14 protein-coding genes are annotated in these 17,786 nt (G+C 67.5%); 2 read left to right on the forward strand and 12 right to left on the reverse strand.

Annotation, left to right across the window (positions count from 1 at the left end; genetic code table 11):
* Positions 1-273: 273 nt before the first annotated feature.
* Genes E3374_RS04070 through cobN form a run of 3 tightly spaced genes read right to left on the reverse strand, consistent with a single transcriptional unit; the run spans position 274 to position 5,452 of the window.
* On the reverse strand, positions 274-1,029 hold the full coding sequence (locus E3374_RS04070; RefSeq protein WP_136687751.1) for a cobalt-precorrin-7 (C(5))-methyltransferase: 756 nt from the start codon (positions 1,027-1,029) through the stop codon (positions 274-276).
* Entirely contained in the window at positions 1,026-1,697 is a 672-nt protein-coding gene (locus tag E3374_RS04075) for a precorrin-8X methylmutase (RefSeq protein ID WP_136687752.1), read from the reverse strand. The genes E3374_RS04070 and E3374_RS04075 overlap by 4 nt, the downstream gene beginning before the upstream one ends.
* Positions 1,694-5,452: a cobaltochelatase subunit CobN gene (gene cobN, locus E3374_RS04080; RefSeq protein WP_136687753.1), complete on the reverse strand. Its 3,759-nt coding sequence runs from the start codon at positions 5,450-5,452 to the stop codon at positions 1,694-1,696. Before cobN ends, E3374_RS04075 begins: the two co-directional genes overlap by 4 nt.
* Positions 5,453-5,484: 32 nt before the next feature.
* Here cobN and E3374_RS04085 point away from each other — a divergent pair, with 32 nt between their 5' ends.
* The gene (locus E3374_RS04085) at positions 5,485-7,749 is read left to right on the forward strand and encodes a VWA domain-containing protein (protein WP_136687754.1); all 2,265 of its coding nucleotides are present in this window, start codon (positions 5,485-5,487) and stop codon (positions 7,747-7,749) included.
* 14 nt (positions 7,750-7,763) lie between these two features.
* On the opposite strand, the gene E3374_RS04090 is transcribed toward E3374_RS04085, so the two are convergent.
* From E3374_RS04090 to purD, 8 genes are all read right to left on the reverse strand, one after another.
* Positions 7,764-8,831 carry a sirohydrochlorin chelatase gene (locus E3374_RS04090; protein WP_136687755.1) on the reverse strand — a complete coding sequence of 356 codons (1,068 nt, stop codon included), beginning with the start codon at positions 8,829-8,831 and terminating at the stop codon, positions 7,764-7,766.
* Positions 8,832-8,837: 6 nt separating this feature from the next.
* Positions 8,838-9,674 carry a precorrin-3B C(17)-methyltransferase gene (gene cobJ, locus E3374_RS04095; RefSeq protein WP_136687756.1) on the reverse strand — a complete coding sequence of 279 codons (837 nt, stop codon included), beginning with the start codon at positions 9,672-9,674 and terminating at the stop codon, positions 8,838-8,840.
* Positions 9,664-10,575 (reverse strand): SAM-dependent methyltransferase, encoded by a 912-nt coding sequence (locus E3374_RS04100; RefSeq protein WP_136687757.1) that lies wholly within the window; start codon positions 10,573-10,575, stop codon positions 9,664-9,666. The genes cobJ and E3374_RS04100 overlap by 11 nt, the downstream gene beginning before the upstream one ends.
* On the reverse strand, positions 10,572-11,489 hold the full coding sequence (gene cbiG, locus E3374_RS04105) for a cobalt-precorrin 5A hydrolase (protein WP_136687758.1): 918 nt from the start codon (positions 11,487-11,489) through the stop codon (positions 10,572-10,574). The genes E3374_RS04100 and cbiG overlap by 4 nt, the downstream gene beginning before the upstream one ends.
* Positions 11,486-12,286 carry a cobalt-precorrin-4/precorrin-4 C(11)-methyltransferase gene (locus E3374_RS04110; RefSeq protein ID WP_136687759.1) on the reverse strand — a complete coding sequence of 267 codons (801 nt, stop codon included), beginning with the start codon at positions 12,284-12,286 and terminating at the stop codon, positions 11,486-11,488. Before E3374_RS04110 ends, cbiG begins: the two co-directional genes overlap by 4 nt.
* The gene (locus E3374_RS04115) at positions 12,283-12,930 is read right to left on the reverse strand and encodes a cobalt-factor II C(20)-methyltransferase (protein WP_136687760.1); all 648 of its coding nucleotides are present in this window, start codon (positions 12,928-12,930) and stop codon (positions 12,283-12,285) included. Before E3374_RS04115 ends, E3374_RS04110 begins: the two co-directional genes overlap by 4 nt.
* Positions 12,927-13,481 carry a precorrin-6Y C5,15-methyltransferase (decarboxylating) subunit CbiT gene (cbiT, locus tag E3374_RS04120; RefSeq protein WP_136687761.1) on the reverse strand — a complete coding sequence of 185 codons (555 nt, stop codon included), beginning with the start codon at positions 13,479-13,481 and terminating at the stop codon, positions 12,927-12,929. Before cbiT ends, E3374_RS04115 begins: the two co-directional genes overlap by 4 nt.
* A 181-nt stretch (positions 13,482-13,662) precedes the next feature.
* Positions 13,663-14,955, reverse strand: a complete 1,293-nt coding sequence (purD, locus tag E3374_RS04125; protein WP_136687762.1) for a phosphoribosylamine--glycine ligase — start codon at positions 14,953-14,955, stop codon at positions 13,663-13,665.
* Between the two features lie 100 nt (positions 14,956-15,055).
* Here purD and E3374_RS04130 point away from each other — a divergent pair, with 100 nt between their 5' ends.
* Entirely contained in the window at positions 15,056-17,254 is a 2,199-nt protein-coding gene (locus tag E3374_RS04130) for a thioredoxin domain-containing protein (protein WP_136687763.1), read from the forward strand.
* Between the two features lie 34 nt (positions 17,255-17,288).
* On the opposite strand, the gene E3374_RS04135 is transcribed toward E3374_RS04130, so the two are convergent.
* A complete protein-coding gene (locus E3374_RS04135) occupies positions 17,289-17,663 on the reverse strand; it encodes a thioredoxin family protein (RefSeq protein WP_136687764.1) in 375 nt (124 codons plus the stop codon).
* Between the last annotated feature and the right edge of the window lie 123 nt (positions 17,664-17,786).

A 17,786-nucleotide genomic window follows, 5' to 3' on the forward strand; every position in this document is an offset into this window, starting at 1 on the left:
CCTCACGAGCGGAGTGAGGGAGGGCACAGAAGAGCTTGCTCTTCCGGCGTCTTGCCGAACGGGGTGAGGCAAGGCTCGAAAGACGAGTGAAATGAGTCTTTCGGCGCATTTTGCGGCGAACAATCTGTGGCCGCAAATGCATTTTGAGGGTATTGAAGTAGAGAAGTCGCAGCCCCGGAACGGCCGAACACAGTGAGGCCGCATTCCCAGAACGTCTCCCTCCGGTTCGATTTCCGAATGACGACCGCATCGTTCGGAGAGAATCTGTTCGATTCAGGAACGACGGACGGCCAGCACCGAGAGGTCCGAGAACGGGGTATCCTCCGGCCCCGATCCGCCGGCGTGTTCGGCCAGCGTGCCGAGCGAGCGGCGGGTGATCGTCTCGCCTTCGAGGGTGAGTTCCTCCAGGACGAGAGTTTCGAGGTCGGGCGACGCCTCGGCGTTCAGCAACTCCGCCGCGATGTCACCGGGCATCATGTCGTACGGACGGGGAAGTACCAGCAGGTGACGCTGGCCGACGGCCTCGCGCAGGCGATCGAGATCGGACTCGATCTCTCCGGACTTGTGGAGCGTGACGAAACAGGTCTCTTCGAGGGGCGTCCGGGCCCGACTCGCCGCGACTTGCACCGCCGAGATCCCCGGCACCACCCGCACCGGCCGATCGATCGCGCGTTCGACCTTGCCGAGGAACTGGTAGCCCGAGTGGTTCGGATCGCCCATCAGGACCGCGACGCCGGTCGCGCCATCCGCAACCTGGTCGCCGAACGTCGAGAGCGCCTCGGCCTCGTCCGCGTAACCACACCGCAACAGTTCGGCGTCGGTGAGATCGGCGATGAAGTCCACGACCGTCGAGAAGCCGACGATCACGTCGGCCCTCGCGATCGCTTCGCGCGCTCGGTGCGTGAGGAAGTCCGTATTTCCCGGCCCGATTCCGACGGCTTCGACCGGCGCCTCGACGTTTGAGTCCTCATGACTCGCGGCCGCAAAGACGGCCGGGTCCGGCCCGGAATCGAGATCGTGATCGCTCATCCGTCGGTCCTCTCAGTCGTCGCTTCGTTCGCGACGTGGATCAGTTCGTTCGTCAGCGCCGCGGCGAGGCCGCTGCCGCCTCGCCGGCCGACGTTCGTGATTGTCGGGACATCTTGGCTGGTCCCGGCCTCCCGGAGCCGACGGCGGCTCTCGGCTGCCTTCACGAACCCGACGGGTGTGGCGACGACGACCGCCGGGCGCGCCCCCGACTCGATGCACTCCGCGAGGGTCAGGGCGGCCGTGGGTGCGTTCCCGACGACGGCGATCGCGCCGTCGTAGATGTCGCGTTCGTCGAGCGCGAGGACTCCTGCACGGGTTCGCGTGATGCCTTCTTCGGCAGCGAGCTCGTCGCCTTCGCCCAGCGCGGTGCGTTTCTCGCAGTCGTGACCCCGGTCGGTGATGCCGTGCCGTGGCATCGTGACATCGGTAACGATCGGTTTGCCGTCCTCGACCGCTTCTGCCCCGCGACGGACCGGATCGTCGCCGAACCGGAGCAGATACTGGAATTCCGGGTCGCCCGTCGCGTGGACAGCCTTCCGGCGTAGTCGATCCGCGAGCGAGTCGCCGGGTACGAGGTCCGTCACGATGTCGAGGCTGGCCTCGGCAATCGTTGTGCCCTCCGCCGTCGTCTCCCCAAGGTTCGTGTACGGCCCGTCCTCGTCGCTCATCGTCTTCCCTCCGGGCCGTCGGGAGCCGCTTCGAGTTCCCCGTCGACGGTCAATTGCACGTCTTTGAGTCGGTCGACGATTTCCCGGTCGGCGGTCCAGAGATCGCGGTCGACGGCTTCGAGCAGTCGGTCGGTGATGTGTTCCAGCGCCCACGGGTTCTCCGCGAGGAACCACTCCCGTCGATCCTCGTCGAGGGCGTATTCTGCGGCGATCTCCTTCCAGAGCGTGTCACTAATCGCGTCCGTCGTCGCGGCCCAGCCGAGCGCGATTTCGACGGTCGTCGCGAGGTCGCCGGCGCCCTTGTAGTCGTGTGCTTGCATACTGTCGATCCAGTCTGGGTTGAGTACTCTCGTTCGCATCGTTCGTCGCAGTTTCTCCTCGTTGGTGTAGATCTTCGGTCGGCTCGGATCGCTCGCGTCGCCGACGTAGGAGACGGGTTCGACGCCTCGTCGGTCGGCCACGGCACGCTTGAATCCGCCGTGGAAGGCGTACCAGTCCGAGCTGTCGAACTCGTCCTGTTCGGCGGTATCCTCTAGTTTGACAGTCGCTTCGATCTTCGACAGTCGCGTCTCGAAGGCGTCTTTCGCCTCGGCAACGTCGCCAGCGTCGTCGACTGCATAGCCGCCCCAGGTCACGAAGACGTCGGCGAGGTCGGCACCGTCGTCCCACTCGCCGGTGGTGATCGCCTTGTTCGTCCCGGAGCCGTAGCCGCCCGGTCGCGTCGTGAAGACCCGGGGGAGCACCGTCTCCAGTTCGCCCTTGCCGCTTACCGACGTCGCACGCTCTTCGAGGTAGTGTTTCCGCACGAAATTACGGGCCGGCGGTTCATCCAGGGCTGCGACCGTCTCGACGGCCTCCTGGACGAGGCCGGCCACGCGGGGGAAGGCGTCCCGGAAGAGTCCGGAGATGCGCGTCGTCACGTCGATCCGCGGTCGACCGAGGGCCGCGAGTTCGATCGGCTCGACCCCTTCGACGCGGCCGGCCGTCGAGCGGGCTGGTTCGACGCCGAGCAGCGCCAGGATCTGGGCGACGGTTTCCCCCCGGGTCCGGACGGTCGGGGTCCCCCAGGCGACGACGCCGATCTCCTCGGGATACGCTCCGGTCTCCTCGCGGTGGCGCTCGAGCACCCCCTCGGCGATCGACTGCCCGACGTCCCAGGCGGCTTTCGAGGGGACGCGCCGCGGATCGAGTGTGTAGAAGTTCCGCCCCGTCGGGAGCAGATCCGCCCCGCCGCGGGTCGGTGCGCCGCTCCCGCCGGGCGGTACGTATCCACCTTCAAGCGCGGCGACGGTGTTGGTCGTCTCTTGGCGTGCCGCCTCGACGCGCGCCAGGAGGTCCGTGGCGATGAATTCGAGGACGTCCTTCAGCTCCGAGACGGCCGTCGGCTCCGGCTCCGAACCGATAACGGGAACGGTAGCCACGACCGATTCGATTTCACTCGCAGTGGCCTCGAAATCGCGGGCCGACAGTGCCCCGACGAGATCGACGCTCGTCTCGTAGACGCGCTCGGCGGCCGTCCCGTAGCACATGTCCAGGTCGGGATCGTACGTCTCGGGTTCCTCGATCATTCGCTCGGCGGGGACGCCCATTACCTCGGCGACGGCTTCCCGGAGACTCGGGGCACCGCTGTTCTCGAAGCGGGTGAGCGCGACGAGGTACTCTACGAGCCGGTCGCCCGTCGGCGGCTGGCCAAGCGTGTGCAGCCCCATCCGGATCTGGGTCGTGCTGACGTCGGTGAGATATCCGTGGAGCTGTACGACGAGATCCTCGGTGTCGACGGCGTCGATGTCCTCGATCCCCAGATCGGGTCCCAGGTCCTTCGCCCGGACCCGTTCCCTGATCTGCGCTTCGAGGCTCGCCAGACCCGTCCCTGTCGCACCGTCGCGCGCCCGCTCGCGGTACTCCCGGACGACCCCCTCCAGTTCCGCGAGGTCGTCGTCCGTCCCCGCAGCGCGCATCGGCGGCGTCAGGTGATCGACGATCGTGGCGTACGAGCGGCGGGTGGCCTGGGTCCCCTCACCGGGGTTGTTGATGACGTAGGGGTAGACGTTCGGGATCGAATCGAGGAGACCGTCCGGGGCGCTGGCCCCGTCCAGCCCGACCGTCTTGCCCGGGAGCCACTCCAGACTGCCGTGCGTGCCGAGGTGGACGACCGCGTCCGCGTCGAGCCCCTCCGCGAGCCAGCGGTAGGCGGCGACGTACTCGTGGGGTGGCTGAAGTGCCGAGTCGTGATACACCCGCTCGGGGTCGACCTCGAATCCGCGTGGCGGCTGGACGGTGACGAGGACGTTCCCGAGGGCGACCCCCGGGATCGCGATCGGCTCCGTGGGTGGGTCGCCCCACTCGTCGCAGACGGCGGCCTGCAAGTCCGGATGCAGGGCTTCGAACCACTCCCGGTAGGTCGCCGGATCGACCGTCTCGATCCCGTCGCTGTCGTCGGGATCGGTCCACCGTACGTCCGCCGTGAGCTGTCCGACCAACTCCTCGACGATCGCCCCGCCGTCGGCTGGCCGGTCGGTAATCCGGTAGCCTGCCGCGTCGAGATGATCCAGCAACCGATCGAGACTCGCCGGCGTGTCCAGCCCGAATGCGGTCCCGATCCCGTCATCCGAGGGGGGATAGTTGTGGAGGACGACGGCGATCCGTTTCTCGGCGGGTGGCGTCCGTCCGAGGCGTGCCCAGTTGGCGGTGAGTTCCGCGGCGTGTTCGACGCGACCCTCGATCGGTCGGTGGACGTGCGGGGCCGTCCCGTCGATGCCCTCGGGCTGGTCGGCCGGGTCGACGCGCTCTTTCCCGCTGATCGGGTGGGAGACGATCGTCCCGTCGAGTTCCGGGAGGGCGACCGACAGGGCGAGTTCGAACGGGGGGAGGCCGGCGTCGTCGGCCCGATAGGCCGCCCGGGGGCGCATCGTCGTCATCGCCTGGACGACGGGTACGTCCAGCGTTTCCAGGAACCCAACCGTGGGGTCGGCAGGTTCGGCGGCCGATCGCCCACGATCGGTCATCGTCAGCGAGTACATGAACGTCGTCAGGATCGCGTCGACCCGTACGTCCGTTCCGTCGCTGCAGAAGTTCGTCGCGACCCAGGCAGCGTCCCGTCGATCCGGGTCCGCGGCCCGCGGGGTGGTGAATACCGGGAACGCGTCGACCCCCTCGGCTTCGAGCGCTCGGACGAGCGCGTCGACGTAGCGGGTGTTCTCGGCGGTCCAGTGGCTCTCGTAGAACCATATCCCGACCGTCGGTCGGCCTGAATCGAACGTCTCGGCGAGCGTCTCGACGGTCGCCCCCGGATGGTCGGGATGATACACCCCAGTCGAGGGGAGGGCGACGGGGTCGTCGTACGCCCGGGTTCCCTCGCCGAATTCCGACGCGAGATACCGACAGAGGTTCGCGACGTTGAGTACGCCCCCCTGTTCAAGATAGCGCCGAACCCGGCGCTGGACGGCAGGCTCGACCGTCGAACCCTCGCCGCCGCTGCCGTCCGTTCCCGACCGGGCAACGACGACGTCGACGCCTGCGCGACGCAACTGTTCGCGGACGGATTCGAGATCCGGGAGTCGTGATTCGGACCCGTGGAGCCAGCAGACGACCACGTCACAGCCTTCGAGTCGGTCGACGAACGCCTCGATTGCTGTCGGATCGTCCAGATCCGATCCCGAACGAACGAGGAGGTCGATCCCCGAGAGGCGTTCGGCGGCCGCCCGGATCGCGGCGACGGGCTGATCGGTCGCCGTGTAGAGTCCGATCGAACACATCCTTATTATAGTACCATTGGATTACCACAAGTATGGTTGGATTTCGGTCCGCGGTCCCGTTCCCCGACATCGTCGGGCAGGAGCGCCTCAAGCGGGCGTTGCTCGCGGTGGCCGTCAACGACGCCCTCGACGGGCTGTTGATCCGGGGCGAGAAGGGGACCGCGAAGTCGACGGCAGTACGGGGACTGGTCGAGTTACTTCCCGACCAGCGGGCGATCGCGGACTGTCCTTACGGTTGTCCGCCGGAGGAGCCGGCCCGTCAGTGTAACTCCTGTCGGGGCCGAGAGGATCCGCCCGTCGAGACCCGTCCCGTCCCGCTGGTGACGGTCCCGCTGGGCGTGACTCGCGAGCGGCTCGTCGGCTCGTTGTCCCTCTCGGACGCACTTGACGGTGAATCGACGTTCGAGCCGGGGTTGCTCGCCCGGGCTAATCGAGGCGTATTGTACGTCGACGAGGTGAATCTCCTGGACGATCACCTGGTCGACGTGTTGCTGGATGCCGCCGCCAGCGGCGTCAATCGCGTCGAACGCGACGGGATGAGCGAGACGCACCCGGCCGAGTTCACCCTGATCGGTACGATGAACCCCGAGGAGGGGGATCTTCGTCCGCAACTCCGTGATCGATTCGCCATCCAGGTCGAGGTCACCGGGACGCGAGATGTCGAGGAACGAGTGGCGATCGTCGAATCGGCGCTCGGCCGTACCCGGGAACTCGATCCAGGGTCGGACGACGACGCGGAACTCGATCGGCTACGTCGGACGATCGGCGCCGCGCGAGACGACCTCGGGGACGTCACACTACCGCGTGAACTGGCTACGACCATCGTCGAGGTCTGTCTCGACGCCGGTGTGGACGGCCACCGAGGGGACATCGCCGCTGCTCGCACCGCCCGGACCTTTGCGACACTGGACGGCCGTCGAAACGTGACGGAAGGTGATGTCCGGGAAGCCCTCGGATACGCGCTCCCCCACCGACTGCGAAGTCGCCCCTTCGAGGAGACCGAACCCATCGAGGACCTGCTGGCGGAGCATTTCGACGAGTCCGACTCCGATCCCGGGGACAGTGCCGGGGACACGGATGAAATCGACCGGAAGGGGGAACGAGAGCCGTCTCGGGACGGGGACTCGGCCAACGACGCCGAATCGGAAGCGAGCGGGGCGGTCGACGGGACGGACACCCCCGGCGACGCAGGCGGCCACGGCCCCGCTCGGGATCACTCGACGGACACCGAGGACGGACGACCGGGAACCGGTCGATCGGAAACGGAGCCTGCGACCGGGAGAGATCGATCCACCACCGATGCCGCGGAGACACCTGTCGAGACCGTTGGCGAGGAAGAACCACGATCCGGGGCGGACGATCGTTCCGGAAACGGCGAGCAGTCCAAGCCCACGGACGGCGAGCAATTGGGCCCGACGGACGACAATCAGTCTGACGAGACGACCGGCGATCGATCGGAAGATCCTGGCAGCGAGCGAACCGCCAGACCACCGTCGGGAGAACTCGACCGGGTGACGCCGGTCGAATCCAACGACATCCCTGGATTGAACGTCGATGACGGAACGACAGCGGGAGCAACTGTCGGCGCCGGCCGCCTCGAAACTGACCCGGACATCGACGCGGTCGGGCCGCGCGTTCGCACGGAGCCCGCCGATGCGGCCGAATCCGTCGACGCGGCTGCGACGATCCGGGCGGGCGCAAAGCGTGGGCGGACGGACGTTCAGCGGCAGGATCTCCGGCAGTCGGTCAGAGCGGGCTCGGCGACGGCGCTGGTGGTCTTCGCTGTCGACGCGAGCGCGTCGATGCGGCCGGCGATGGAGGCTGCGAAAGGGACCGTCCTCGAACTGTTGAAAGAGAGTTACCGGGAGCGCGACGAGGTCGCGTTCGTCACCTTCGCGGGCGAGGAGGCGACCGTCCTCCTCCCGCCGACGGACAGCGTTTCGCTCGCGGCCCGTCACCTCAAGGAACTGCCGACCGGCGACCGGACGCCGCTCCCCGACGGGCTGGCAACGGCCCGCAGGGTGATCGACCGTGCCGATCCGGCCGCGAGCGTGGCCGTCGTCGTGACCGACGGACGTCCCAACGTCGCGGGCGGACGGCCGACGGCGGCGACCCGCACGGCCGCTTGCGACCTCGGTGAATCCGCCGACGAGGTGCTGGTCGTCGACGCCAGTCAGCCCGACGACCGGGCAACGGTAACGGGGGATCTCGTCGAGGCCGCCGACGGCCGGACGATGGAACTTGAAGACCTCTCCCCCGAGTCAGTACAGTCCGCGTCCCGATCCGCCAGGCAGTGAGCGGCGCACCTGGGTCATCCCGAGCGGGACTCGTCGTGCCCGTGGCCGTGTTCGTGCGTTTCTGTGCGCTCGTGATCGTGACCGTGCTCGTGTTCGGTTGTCTGTCCGTGATCGTGACTGCTGTCGTCAGTCTGTTCGTGAGTGTGGCCGTGTCCGTTGTCGTGGCCACTTGCCTCGCCGTGATCGTGACTGTGGTCGTGGGCGTCGCTGACGTGTGCCAGCGTGTGTTCGAGCGCGTCGACGAAGGCCGTTTCGCCGTCAACCACCGAGCCGTGTTCGGCGAACGAGACCTTGTGCGTACACGTGTCACAGGACATCGAGACGGTGCCGGTTCGCGCCTCCTGCACCCGGTATTCGAGCGCTCGGACGAGCCGTTCGTCGACACCTAAGACGTCCGTCGTGGCCGTTTCGATCCCCGGGTGTGCATCGTCGAAGTCCTCGACGTCCTCGCGGACGCGCTGGGTGAGGACGCCGTCGCCGAGCATGTACGGGACGACGATCGTCGCGTCGGGGTCGTGACGAGCGACCTCCCGGAGCGTCCGATCGAGTTGCGGTTCGGTGATCCCGACGAACGTCGGCTCGACCCGGCTGAAGGCTCTACCCTCCTGGACGAACCGGGCGAGCCGATAGGCGTCGGCGTTCGCGTTCGGGTCGCTGGATCCGCGACCGACGAAGACGACCGCCACGTCTTCGTCGTGTCGATCGGCATCGAGTTCGGCCTCGGCGGCCTCGATTCGATCGGCGACGATCTCGATCAACTCCGGGCGAACGCGCAGGCTCGATCCGTAAGAGAACGCCACGTCGGGGAATCGCTGTCTGGCGTACTGGACGACGAGTGGAACCTCGTTTTTGACGTGGCCGGCGGCGAACAGCGCGAGCGGGACGACGGTGATCGCTTCCGCGTCCGGCGCCAGTTCCGCGATCCGCTCGTGGACGTGTGGCTCGGCGAGTTCGATGAAGGCCGGTACCACCCGGTCGCCCAGTCGCGATTCGAGGGCGGCCGCGACCGCCCGTACCTGCTCGTTCGATTCGTTGCGTCGAGAGCCGTGTCCGGCGAGTACCACCGGCGTGTTCGTCGTCATACGTGCTCAATAGTCGTATTTCCGCTCGTAGCCTCTGGGGGTCACCAGCCGATCGCCCCAGACGCGCGTTTGTTCGGTCCCGACGATGACAGTCGTCGTCATGTCGAGGAGGTCCGATTCCCCGAGTTCCGGAAGCGTCTCCAGGTCGGTGACGTGCGTCCGCTCCTCGGCCCGCCCGGCCCCGCGGACGATGCCCACCGGCGTTTCGGGGTTCCGGTGAGTCGAGAGGATCTCACAGGCCAGCTGGAAGTTCCCGGCCCGGTTTGGACTCCAGGGGTTGTAGAGGACGATGGCCATTCCCGTCGGGGCGACCGCCTCCAGTCGGGATTCGATTTCCGCCAGGGGCGTGAGGTGATCCGAGAGGCTGATCGATACCGTGTCGGTGACCAGCGGCGCACCGAGCCGTGCCGCCGAGGACTGGGCAGCCGGGACGCCCGGGACGACCTCGAAGTCCATCTCGTCGGGATGGATCCCCCTGGATTCGAGGACTTCGAGGACGAGACCGCCCAGCGCGTAGACGTTCGGGTCGCCGCTCCCGACGAGGGCGACTGACACCCCGTCGAGGGCCCGATCGACGGCGGTCTCCGTCCGAGAGACCTCTCTCCCCATCCCCGTCGCGTGGACCGCCTCGGCGTCCCGACGGAGCGACTCGGGAAGCAACTCGACGTAGGTCTCGTAGCCTACGATGTGATCGACCGATTCGAGCGTGTCCCTGGCCCGGATCGTCATTCCCGCATCGTGGCCCGGGCCGATCCCCACGGCCGCGAGGTATCCCCCGTCTGCGCCGTCGCTACGTTCGTCACCGTCGAAGGGACTGTCGTCGGGTGTCCGATCAGCCCCCATGCTCGCCACCTCCGTCGGAGAGCGGGGCGGAACCGTCCCGCGGCGTGACCAGAAACGGCCGGCCCCCGTTGGCGGGACGGAGGACCCGGGAGTCCTCAGTGCCGACGACGACGAGCGTGCCCGTCGTCACGACGTCGATTTCCTCGGGGAGCGCCGCCAGCGTCGTAACCGTGACCGTCTCGCCCGTCGGCGAGCGGCCGCGTTCACCCCGGGCCACGTCCTCGAGCACCGCAACCGGGACCGAACCTGATCGGTGAGTCTCGATCACGTCCAGCGCCGAGCCGAGCGATCGATTGACGTTGTACAGCGCGATCACGAACCCGGCCCCGGCGACAGCTTCGAGTTTCCGATCGATCGCCTCGCGGTCGCGTCGGGCCGTCGAGAGCGAGAGCGTACAGAAGTCGTTCGAGAGCGGCGCCCCGAGCAGTGCCGCACCGCCCAGCGCCGCGGTGACGCCGGGCAGGATCTCGATCGGGATCTCATCGTCAGCGTGGGTCTCGGCTAGCGTCACGAGCAGATCGGACTTGCCGTAGACCGCCGGGTCCCCGCCCGAGACGTGGACCACCGTCTCCCCGTCACGGACGCGATCGAATGTTGCCGCCGCCTGGCTCCGGCGGTCCCGCCGCGAGGAGTTGATCACGACCGGTTCACTGTCCGGCTGGTCCCCCTCTTCCGCGTGGTCGGTCTCGCCGCCGAGCAGTCCGTCGGCCCGCAGGAACCGCTGATACAGGGGTGCGGCGTAGACGGCGTCGGCCGCCCGGATCGCCTCGCGGGCGGCCCGGGTCAGATGCGCCGGTGACCCCGGTCCCATGCCGACGACGACGAGCTTGCCAGCCGACCCGTCGTCTGACTGCGACGGGTCGGGACGGGCGAGATGCTCGGCCCTCGGCCAGTCGGTCATCGTCCCACCGCCACCGTGACGCTGTCCTCGACGGTTCGTTTCTCGGCCAGCAACTCGTGGTTCCGTCCCCCCGCGATGGCGCTGGCCTCCGCGATTCCGGGCCAGTCGAGCAACTCCCGCGCCCGCGAGTCCGAGGGCCCCTCGAAGCGTTCGAGCGTTTCCCGTTCGAAGGCGACGACCCCGAGGTCCAGCGACGCTGCGGCCTCCCGCAGACCGGGTTCGTCCGATTTTAGCGTCCCCGTTGCGACGAACTCGACGTCTGACCGGTCCCGATCGGTCGCTTCGAGAGCGTCCAACCAGGCCTGCCGACAGGTTCCGGCGTCGGTCCCGGATCGACAGCCGGTCCCGATCACGATCTCGCCTGCGTCCGTCCGTCTGAGCACGGTCACGTCCCCATCGACGAGGACGGCCCGCGGCCCGTCGAGGCGCTCGACCGGCCCGAGGTCGCCGTCCCGAACGGCGAGGTTCGTCGCCACCGTCGAGTCGGGGGTCTCGATCGTGGCCCCGAGCGCCGCCGCACGGGCCTCGACGCCCTGCTTTCCGGCCGCGTCGGTCGCCGTCGTCACCGCCGGGACGGGGCCGGCGGACCCGATTTCCCTGGCCAGCCGGTTGGCCCCGTGATGGCCGCCCACGAGCGGGATCGCCCAGGTCCGTTCCGCGTCGACTGCCACGACCGCCGGATCGGTCCACTTCCCGTCGAGCAGCGGCGCGATCCGCCGGACGACGATCCCACTCGCCATCAGCGCCACGATGCCATCGTAGTCCCAGACACGCTCGAAGACCCCGTCGCCGTACGGGTAGATCTCGACCGTCCGACAGTCGGTATCGAGGGCCTCAGCGATCTGTTCGGCCGTCGATCTCCCGCGTTCGAACGAGATCACGGCGACGGAATCGACGCGTGCCTCGCTACTCACGGTCGATCATCCTCCGTGGTCTCGTCCTCGTCAGCTGCCCAGCCATCGTAGAGGAACGATCGATCGTACTCGCCGCCGGTCACCGCCTCACCGACGATCACCAGCGCACTGGACTCGTAGCCGGCTGTTTCGACCTTTCCCGCGATGTCCGCGACCGTCCCCCGGAAGATATCCTCGTCCGGCCACGAGGCATGATAGACGACCGCCACGGGCGTCTCGGGATCCACGCCGCTTTCCAGTAACCGGTCCATCGTCGCCTCGATCGCGTGGGTTCCCAGGTAGATCGCCGTCGTCACGTCGCCCATCCCGACGAACTCGCTGACGTGCTCGTCGGCGGCGTCGAGCGTTCGGCCCTGCGGGCGGGTGAACGCGACGTGATTTGCGACGCCAGCCAGCGTGAGCTGGGTCCCGAGCGTCGCGCTGGCAGCGAAGGCGGCAGTGACGCCGGGGATAACGTACGCCGGGACGCCGCGCTCAGCCAGCGCGTCGATCCCCTCGAGGGCCGCGCCGAACACCGCGGGATCGCCGCTGTGGAGGCGGACGACGTCCTGGCCGGCCTCGTACGCACTCGCCATCTCCGACACCAGCGTCTCCAGGTCCGCTCCGGCACTATCGAGGCGGTCGGCCCCGGGGGCATAGGTGTCGAGAACCTCGCTGTTGACCAGCGAGCCCGCGTGGACGACCAGATCGGCCCCCTCGAGTGCTTCCCGGCCGGCGACGGTCACGAGCTTCGGGTGGCCGGGCCCGGCGCCGACGAAGGGGATGGCGTCCGGTTCGGCCCAGGGGAGTCCGGTCACGGCGACCGCCCCCCATCGGCGCGCTCCGCGTAGGCGACCGTGAAGTAGTCGCTGTCCGAAAGCGCATCCGGATCAGTCGTGACGGTGGCGTCGTCCATGAACAGCCGCCGGCCGTAGGTCGCCGTATATCCCGCTGCAGTCAGTTGTTCGTGGGCGTCGGCGACGTCGGTGACTTTCAACAGCAGTAACTGCTCCGGGTGGTTCGGTGGGATTCCGGCGGCGGCCTCACGCACAGTGAGCGAGCCTTCGTCGATCTTCACGTCGAGTGCCGTCGTGAACGCCGTGACGACGCTCACCCCGGGCACCGTCCGGACCTCGACGGCCGGGTAGTCCGCGAGTGCACCGTCGAGGTGACCGAACGTAGCGTAGATCCGCGGGTCGCCGACTGTGGCGAAGGCGACGTCGTCCTCGCGGGCCACCTCGGCCACTCTCGCGGCCGCTTCTTCCCAGGCCGCCTCCAACACCGCCTGATCGTCTGTCATCGGAAACGTCAGACGTTCGATGTGATCCGCGTAGGGTTCGACGAGGCGTTCGGCAATATCGCCCGGGGTGAACACGATCGTCGCCCCCGCAACGACCTCCCGGCCCCGGACAGTCACCAGCGCGGGATCGCCGGGGCCGAGTCCGACGCCGTACAGCGTCACGACGCCCCCCGGTCGGGATGGCCGCTGATCACGTACACCGGTCGTGCCGGGTCGATCGCCGTCCCGCCGGCCAGCTGTTCCCCTCGGCCGATCGAGACGCGGCGCACTTCGGGATCGAACGCCCGGGACCGGAACCCCTCGATCGCCCGGACGGCCGTTTCGAGTCGTGCCGCGTTCAGGACCACGATTCGCGGGGCGGCCGTCGCTACCCAGTCCAACACAGTCTCGAGATTGCGCGTTCCGCCGACGAAGACGGCGTCCGCCGTCTCAGGGAGTCCGTCGGGGGCCGTCGCCCGGATGACAGACACCGAGGATTCACAGTCGTTAGCTGCCAGGTTCGTCCGGATCGCTTCGACACGTTCCTGATCACGTTCGACGGCTGTCACCCGGTCGGCGCTCCGGGCGGCCGCGATCGACACCGCGCCGGTCCCGGCCCCGATGTCCACGACGTGATCGGCCGGCCGGAGATCGAGCGTCCAGACCACCAGCGCCCGCACCTCGGGTTTCGTCGGCCCCGGTGCGGTCGATGCCGGGAGTGAGATACGTCCCATTGTGGGTGGCCTGTGCCCCGCCGCTGAAAACAATATCGTTTGATGTAGTACAACTCAATCTTCCCGGAGAACGGCTACGATCGTCTCCCACGTTCGTCACTGCGAGCAGGCACTATGCTGTAGGAGAGCGCAACGATACGGTTCGATCGCGTCCGGAAGAGCGCCGGGACGGGTGAGACCGCTACTCGCCCCGCAGTTCGGTCATGTGGTCGATCCGCGACTGGACCAGCTCGGGTTTGCCGATGTCCCAGCGGACGCGAAGCCCGTCGGTGCCGGCACGCTCCAACGCCTCGGTCGCGATCGCCTCGGCATCAGAAATGGAGTCGGCGACGCCGACAACCGCGAACGAGCGGGAGGTCGTCGTGTAGATCCCGTCCTCGCGCTCGTCGACGCTGGCGTAGAAGAGGCGGGCGTCCCCCGCGTTCTCGGGTGAAATCTGGACTTTCGCGCCGGATTCCGGATCGGTCGGGTAGCCATCGGGCACTGCGTACTTACAGACAGTCGCCTGCTCGGCGAAGCTGAGTTGGGGCAGCGACTCGTCGTCGCGGGCGGCCACGAGCACGTCCAGTAAATCCGTCTCCATGACGGGCAAGGTGTTCATGGCCTCGGGGTCGCCGAAGCGGGCGTTGAACTCCACGACCTTCACGCCGTCGGCGGTGAGCATGAACTGCCCGTAGAGGACGCCTTTGTACCCCTCAAGTGCGTCGACCGTCGCTTCGAGAATGTCCACCGCTTCCAGGTAGTCCTCGCGATCCATGAACGGCAGTTCGAGTTCCGCATCGCTGTAGGACCCCATGCCGCCGGTGTTGGGTCCTTTGTCGCCTTCGTAGGCACGCTTGTGGTCCTGAACGGCGGGTGTCACGCGACGGTCGCCGTTTGCGACGAGTGCCTGGACGGTGAACTCCTCGCCGACGAGCCGTTCCTCCAGAACGATCCGGTCGTACTCCGAGTCCCGGATGTATTCTTTGGCTTCCGCGGCGGTCACCTGATCGCCGATGACGCGCACGCCCTTGCCACCAGTGAGGCCGGCGGGTTTGACCGCCAGGTCGCCGTCGTACTCGTCGATGTACTCGCAGGCGGCCTCGCTGTCAGTGAATTCCGCGAAGTCCGGACAGCCCGGGATGTCGTGGCGGTCCATGAACCGCCGCTGGAACCCTTTGTCCGTCTCGATGCGGGCTTGCTCCTCGCGGGGGCCAAACGCATAGACGCCAGCCTCGTCCAGCGCGTCGGCGACACCTGCTTCGAGGGGGGCCTCCGGGCCGACGATCGCCAGCGAGGCATCAACCTCGTTTGCGTAGGTCGTCACGGCCTGCGGATTGGTCGCGTCCAGCGTCTCGAAGCCGTCGGCCAATCGGGCGATTCCGGGGTTGCGGTTGCCCGCGGCGGCGTACAGCGTACAGTCCGAATCGGCGAGCGCGCGGGCGATCGCGTGCTCCCGGCCGCCGCCCCCGATCAGCAGTACCGTCTCTGACATGGGAGAACACCCTCGCCAGGGGAGTGTAAAGGTTGCTTTTGGGCCTGCGAGTCTCGCCGCCGACGCCACGGGTAAACCCCTGGCGACTCGACGGGGTGCCATGAGCGATCCGCTGGAACGCAACCGCCTCGACGCGGAGGGAAGTCCGTACCTCCGCCAGCACGCCGACAACCCCGTGAACTGGCAGCCATGGGACGACGACGCCCTCGACGCTGCCCAACGGGAGGACCGGCCGATCTTTCTCTCGATCGGCTATTCGTCGTGTCACTGGTGTCACGTCATGGAGGAGGAGAGTTTCTCGGACCCCGCGGTCGCCGAAACCCTCAACGAGCACTTCGTCCCGATCAAGGTCGACCGCGAGGAACGCCCCGACGTCGATCGGATCTACCAGACGCTGGCCCAGCTCCTCGGCCAGCAGGGCGGTTGGCCGCTGTCGGTCTGGCTGACACCCGATCGCCGCCCGTTCTACGTCGGGACGTACTTCCCGCCCGCACCACAGGGTGGCCGGCCCGGATTCGGACAGTTACTGGAAGATCTCAACGAGACCTGGATGAACGATCGCGAGAACGTCGAGGAGCGAGCCGACCAGTGGGCCGATGCGATCGCCGGGCAACTGGAGGGGACGCCCGACTCTCCGGCCGAGATCGAAGACGGCGCGGGCGGGGCACTTATCGAGTCCGCCGTGGAGTCCGCAGTTCGTCAGGCTGACCGCGAGCACGGCGGGTTCGGACGGGGCGGACCGAAGTTTCCCCAACCCGCCCGACTCCATCTGCTGTCGCGGGCCGATGCGCGCCTAGACGGATTCGTCGGCGATGCCGGAAGCGATGTCGATCTCGCAGGGATCGCTGGACAGGAACACGACAGCGGCGGGGATACCGATGTCGACGCCGAGGCATACCGCGCCGTCCTGACGGAGACGCTGGACGCGATGGCTTCTGGCGGGCTCTACGATCACGTCGGCGGTGGGTTCCACCGCTACGCGACCGATCGAGAGTGGACGGTCCCGCACTTCGAGAAGATGCTCTACGACAACGCCGAGATCCCGCGGGCGTTCATCGAGGGGTACCGCGTGACCGGAAACGAGCGTTATGCCCACGTCGTCCGGGAGACCTTCGAGTTCCTCGATCGCGAACTCGGCCATCCCGACGGCGGGTTCTACAGCACGCTCGACGCCCGAAGCGAGGGCGAGGAAGGGACATTCTACGTCTGGACACCCGAACAGGTCCGGACGGCGGTCAACGACGAGACAACTGCCTGGCTCACCCTGGAACGATATGGGATCACCAAGGACGGTAACTTCGAGGACGGGAAGACGGTACTGACCATCAGTGCGGACTTCGAGAAACTAGCGGCGACCTCTGGCTTGGACGACGCCGAGATCGATGAACATCTCGAGCGGGCACGAGAGCAACTGTTCGAGGTACGATCCGAACGACCCCGGCCGAGCAGGGACGAGAAGGTCCTGGCGGGCTGGAACGGCCTGGCGATCTCGGCGCTGGCGGAGGGATCACTCGCTCTCGACGCGGATCTGGCCGACCGCGCGCGAGAAGCCCTGGAATTCGTCCGGGAACACCTCTGGAACGCCGAGGCCGGTCTACTGAAGCGTCGCTACGCCGACGGGGACGTGCGGATCGACGGGTATCTGGAGGACTACGCCTTCCTCGCCCGCGGTGCGTTCGACTGTTACCAGGCGACGGGCGACCGCGAGCATCTCGCCTTCGCGCTGGATCTCGCCCGCGAAATCGAGGCACGCTTCTGGGACGAGGATGTCGGGACACTGTACTTCACGGAGGCTGGCGGGACCGATCTGCTCGCCCGGCCCCAGGAGGTGACCGATCGCTCGACGCCGTCGAGTGCCGGCGTGGCGGTGGACGTGCTGTTGTCGCTATCGGCGTTCGTCCCCCACGATCGCTTCGAGTCGATCGCCCGGACCGTCCTCGCGACCCACCACGACGCGATCGCGGCGGACCCGCTCCAGCACGCCTCGCTGGTACTGGCCGCCGACCGGGCGGCCAACGGCGCGAGCGAACTGACGGTCTCTGCCGACGTCATGCCCGAGACGTGGCGCGATCATATTGGAAAGACGTCTCTTCCGGCCCGTATCCTCGCCCGGCGACCGTCGACGGACGAAGGGCTTGAAGCGTGGCTCGAGACGCTGGAAGTCGAGTCCGCACCGCCGATATTCGCCGAGCGGGCAGCAAGAGACGGCAAACCGACGATCTACGCCTGTCGGGACTTCACCTGTTCGCGCCCGCTCGACGACGTCGAAGAAGCGCTTGCCTGGTTTGAGGAGGGATAGAGGTCGACGAGCCGTACAATCGCGCGGCTCCTGATCAGACCGACGCTTCCGCGCTTTCGAGTCGCTTCGCAAGATAGACCGCGATCGGTTCGTTCTCTTCCTCGACGAAGCGGGCGAGTTCCTCGCCGTCGCGTTCGACGACGACCGTTGGGATGTACTCGATGTCGTATTCCGCGACGTCCGCGCCCTGTTTGTCCTGATCGACCGGATAGTGTTCGATCCGATCTGCGGGCACGTCGGCGGCGTCGAGTGCGGCGGCGAAGTCCGGGAGTTGTGACCGGCAGTCCCCACACCAGTCGCCACCCCAGATCTTGTAGGTCACGTCGTCGAACTGCCGGAGAGTCTCGACGGTGTCCTCGTGGGCCTCGGCGCTCCAGATCGGGTTGGGTTCCATCGTCTCGAGTGGCATGCGTCAGGATACGGTCCCTGCGGGTTTAACCGCGCCGCTCTCGGGAAGTACTGCGGGATCGGCGCTTCCTTCGACAGCGGCACGACCTGCCGGTGACCGCCGGGTGTTTACTTTCGGGCGGCG

The sequence above is a fragment of the Halorhabdus amylolytica genome (assembly GCF_004944975.1).
GTDB classification, from domain to species: domain Archaea; phylum Halobacteriota; class Halobacteria; order Halobacteriales; family Haloarculaceae; genus Halorhabdus; species Halorhabdus amylolytica.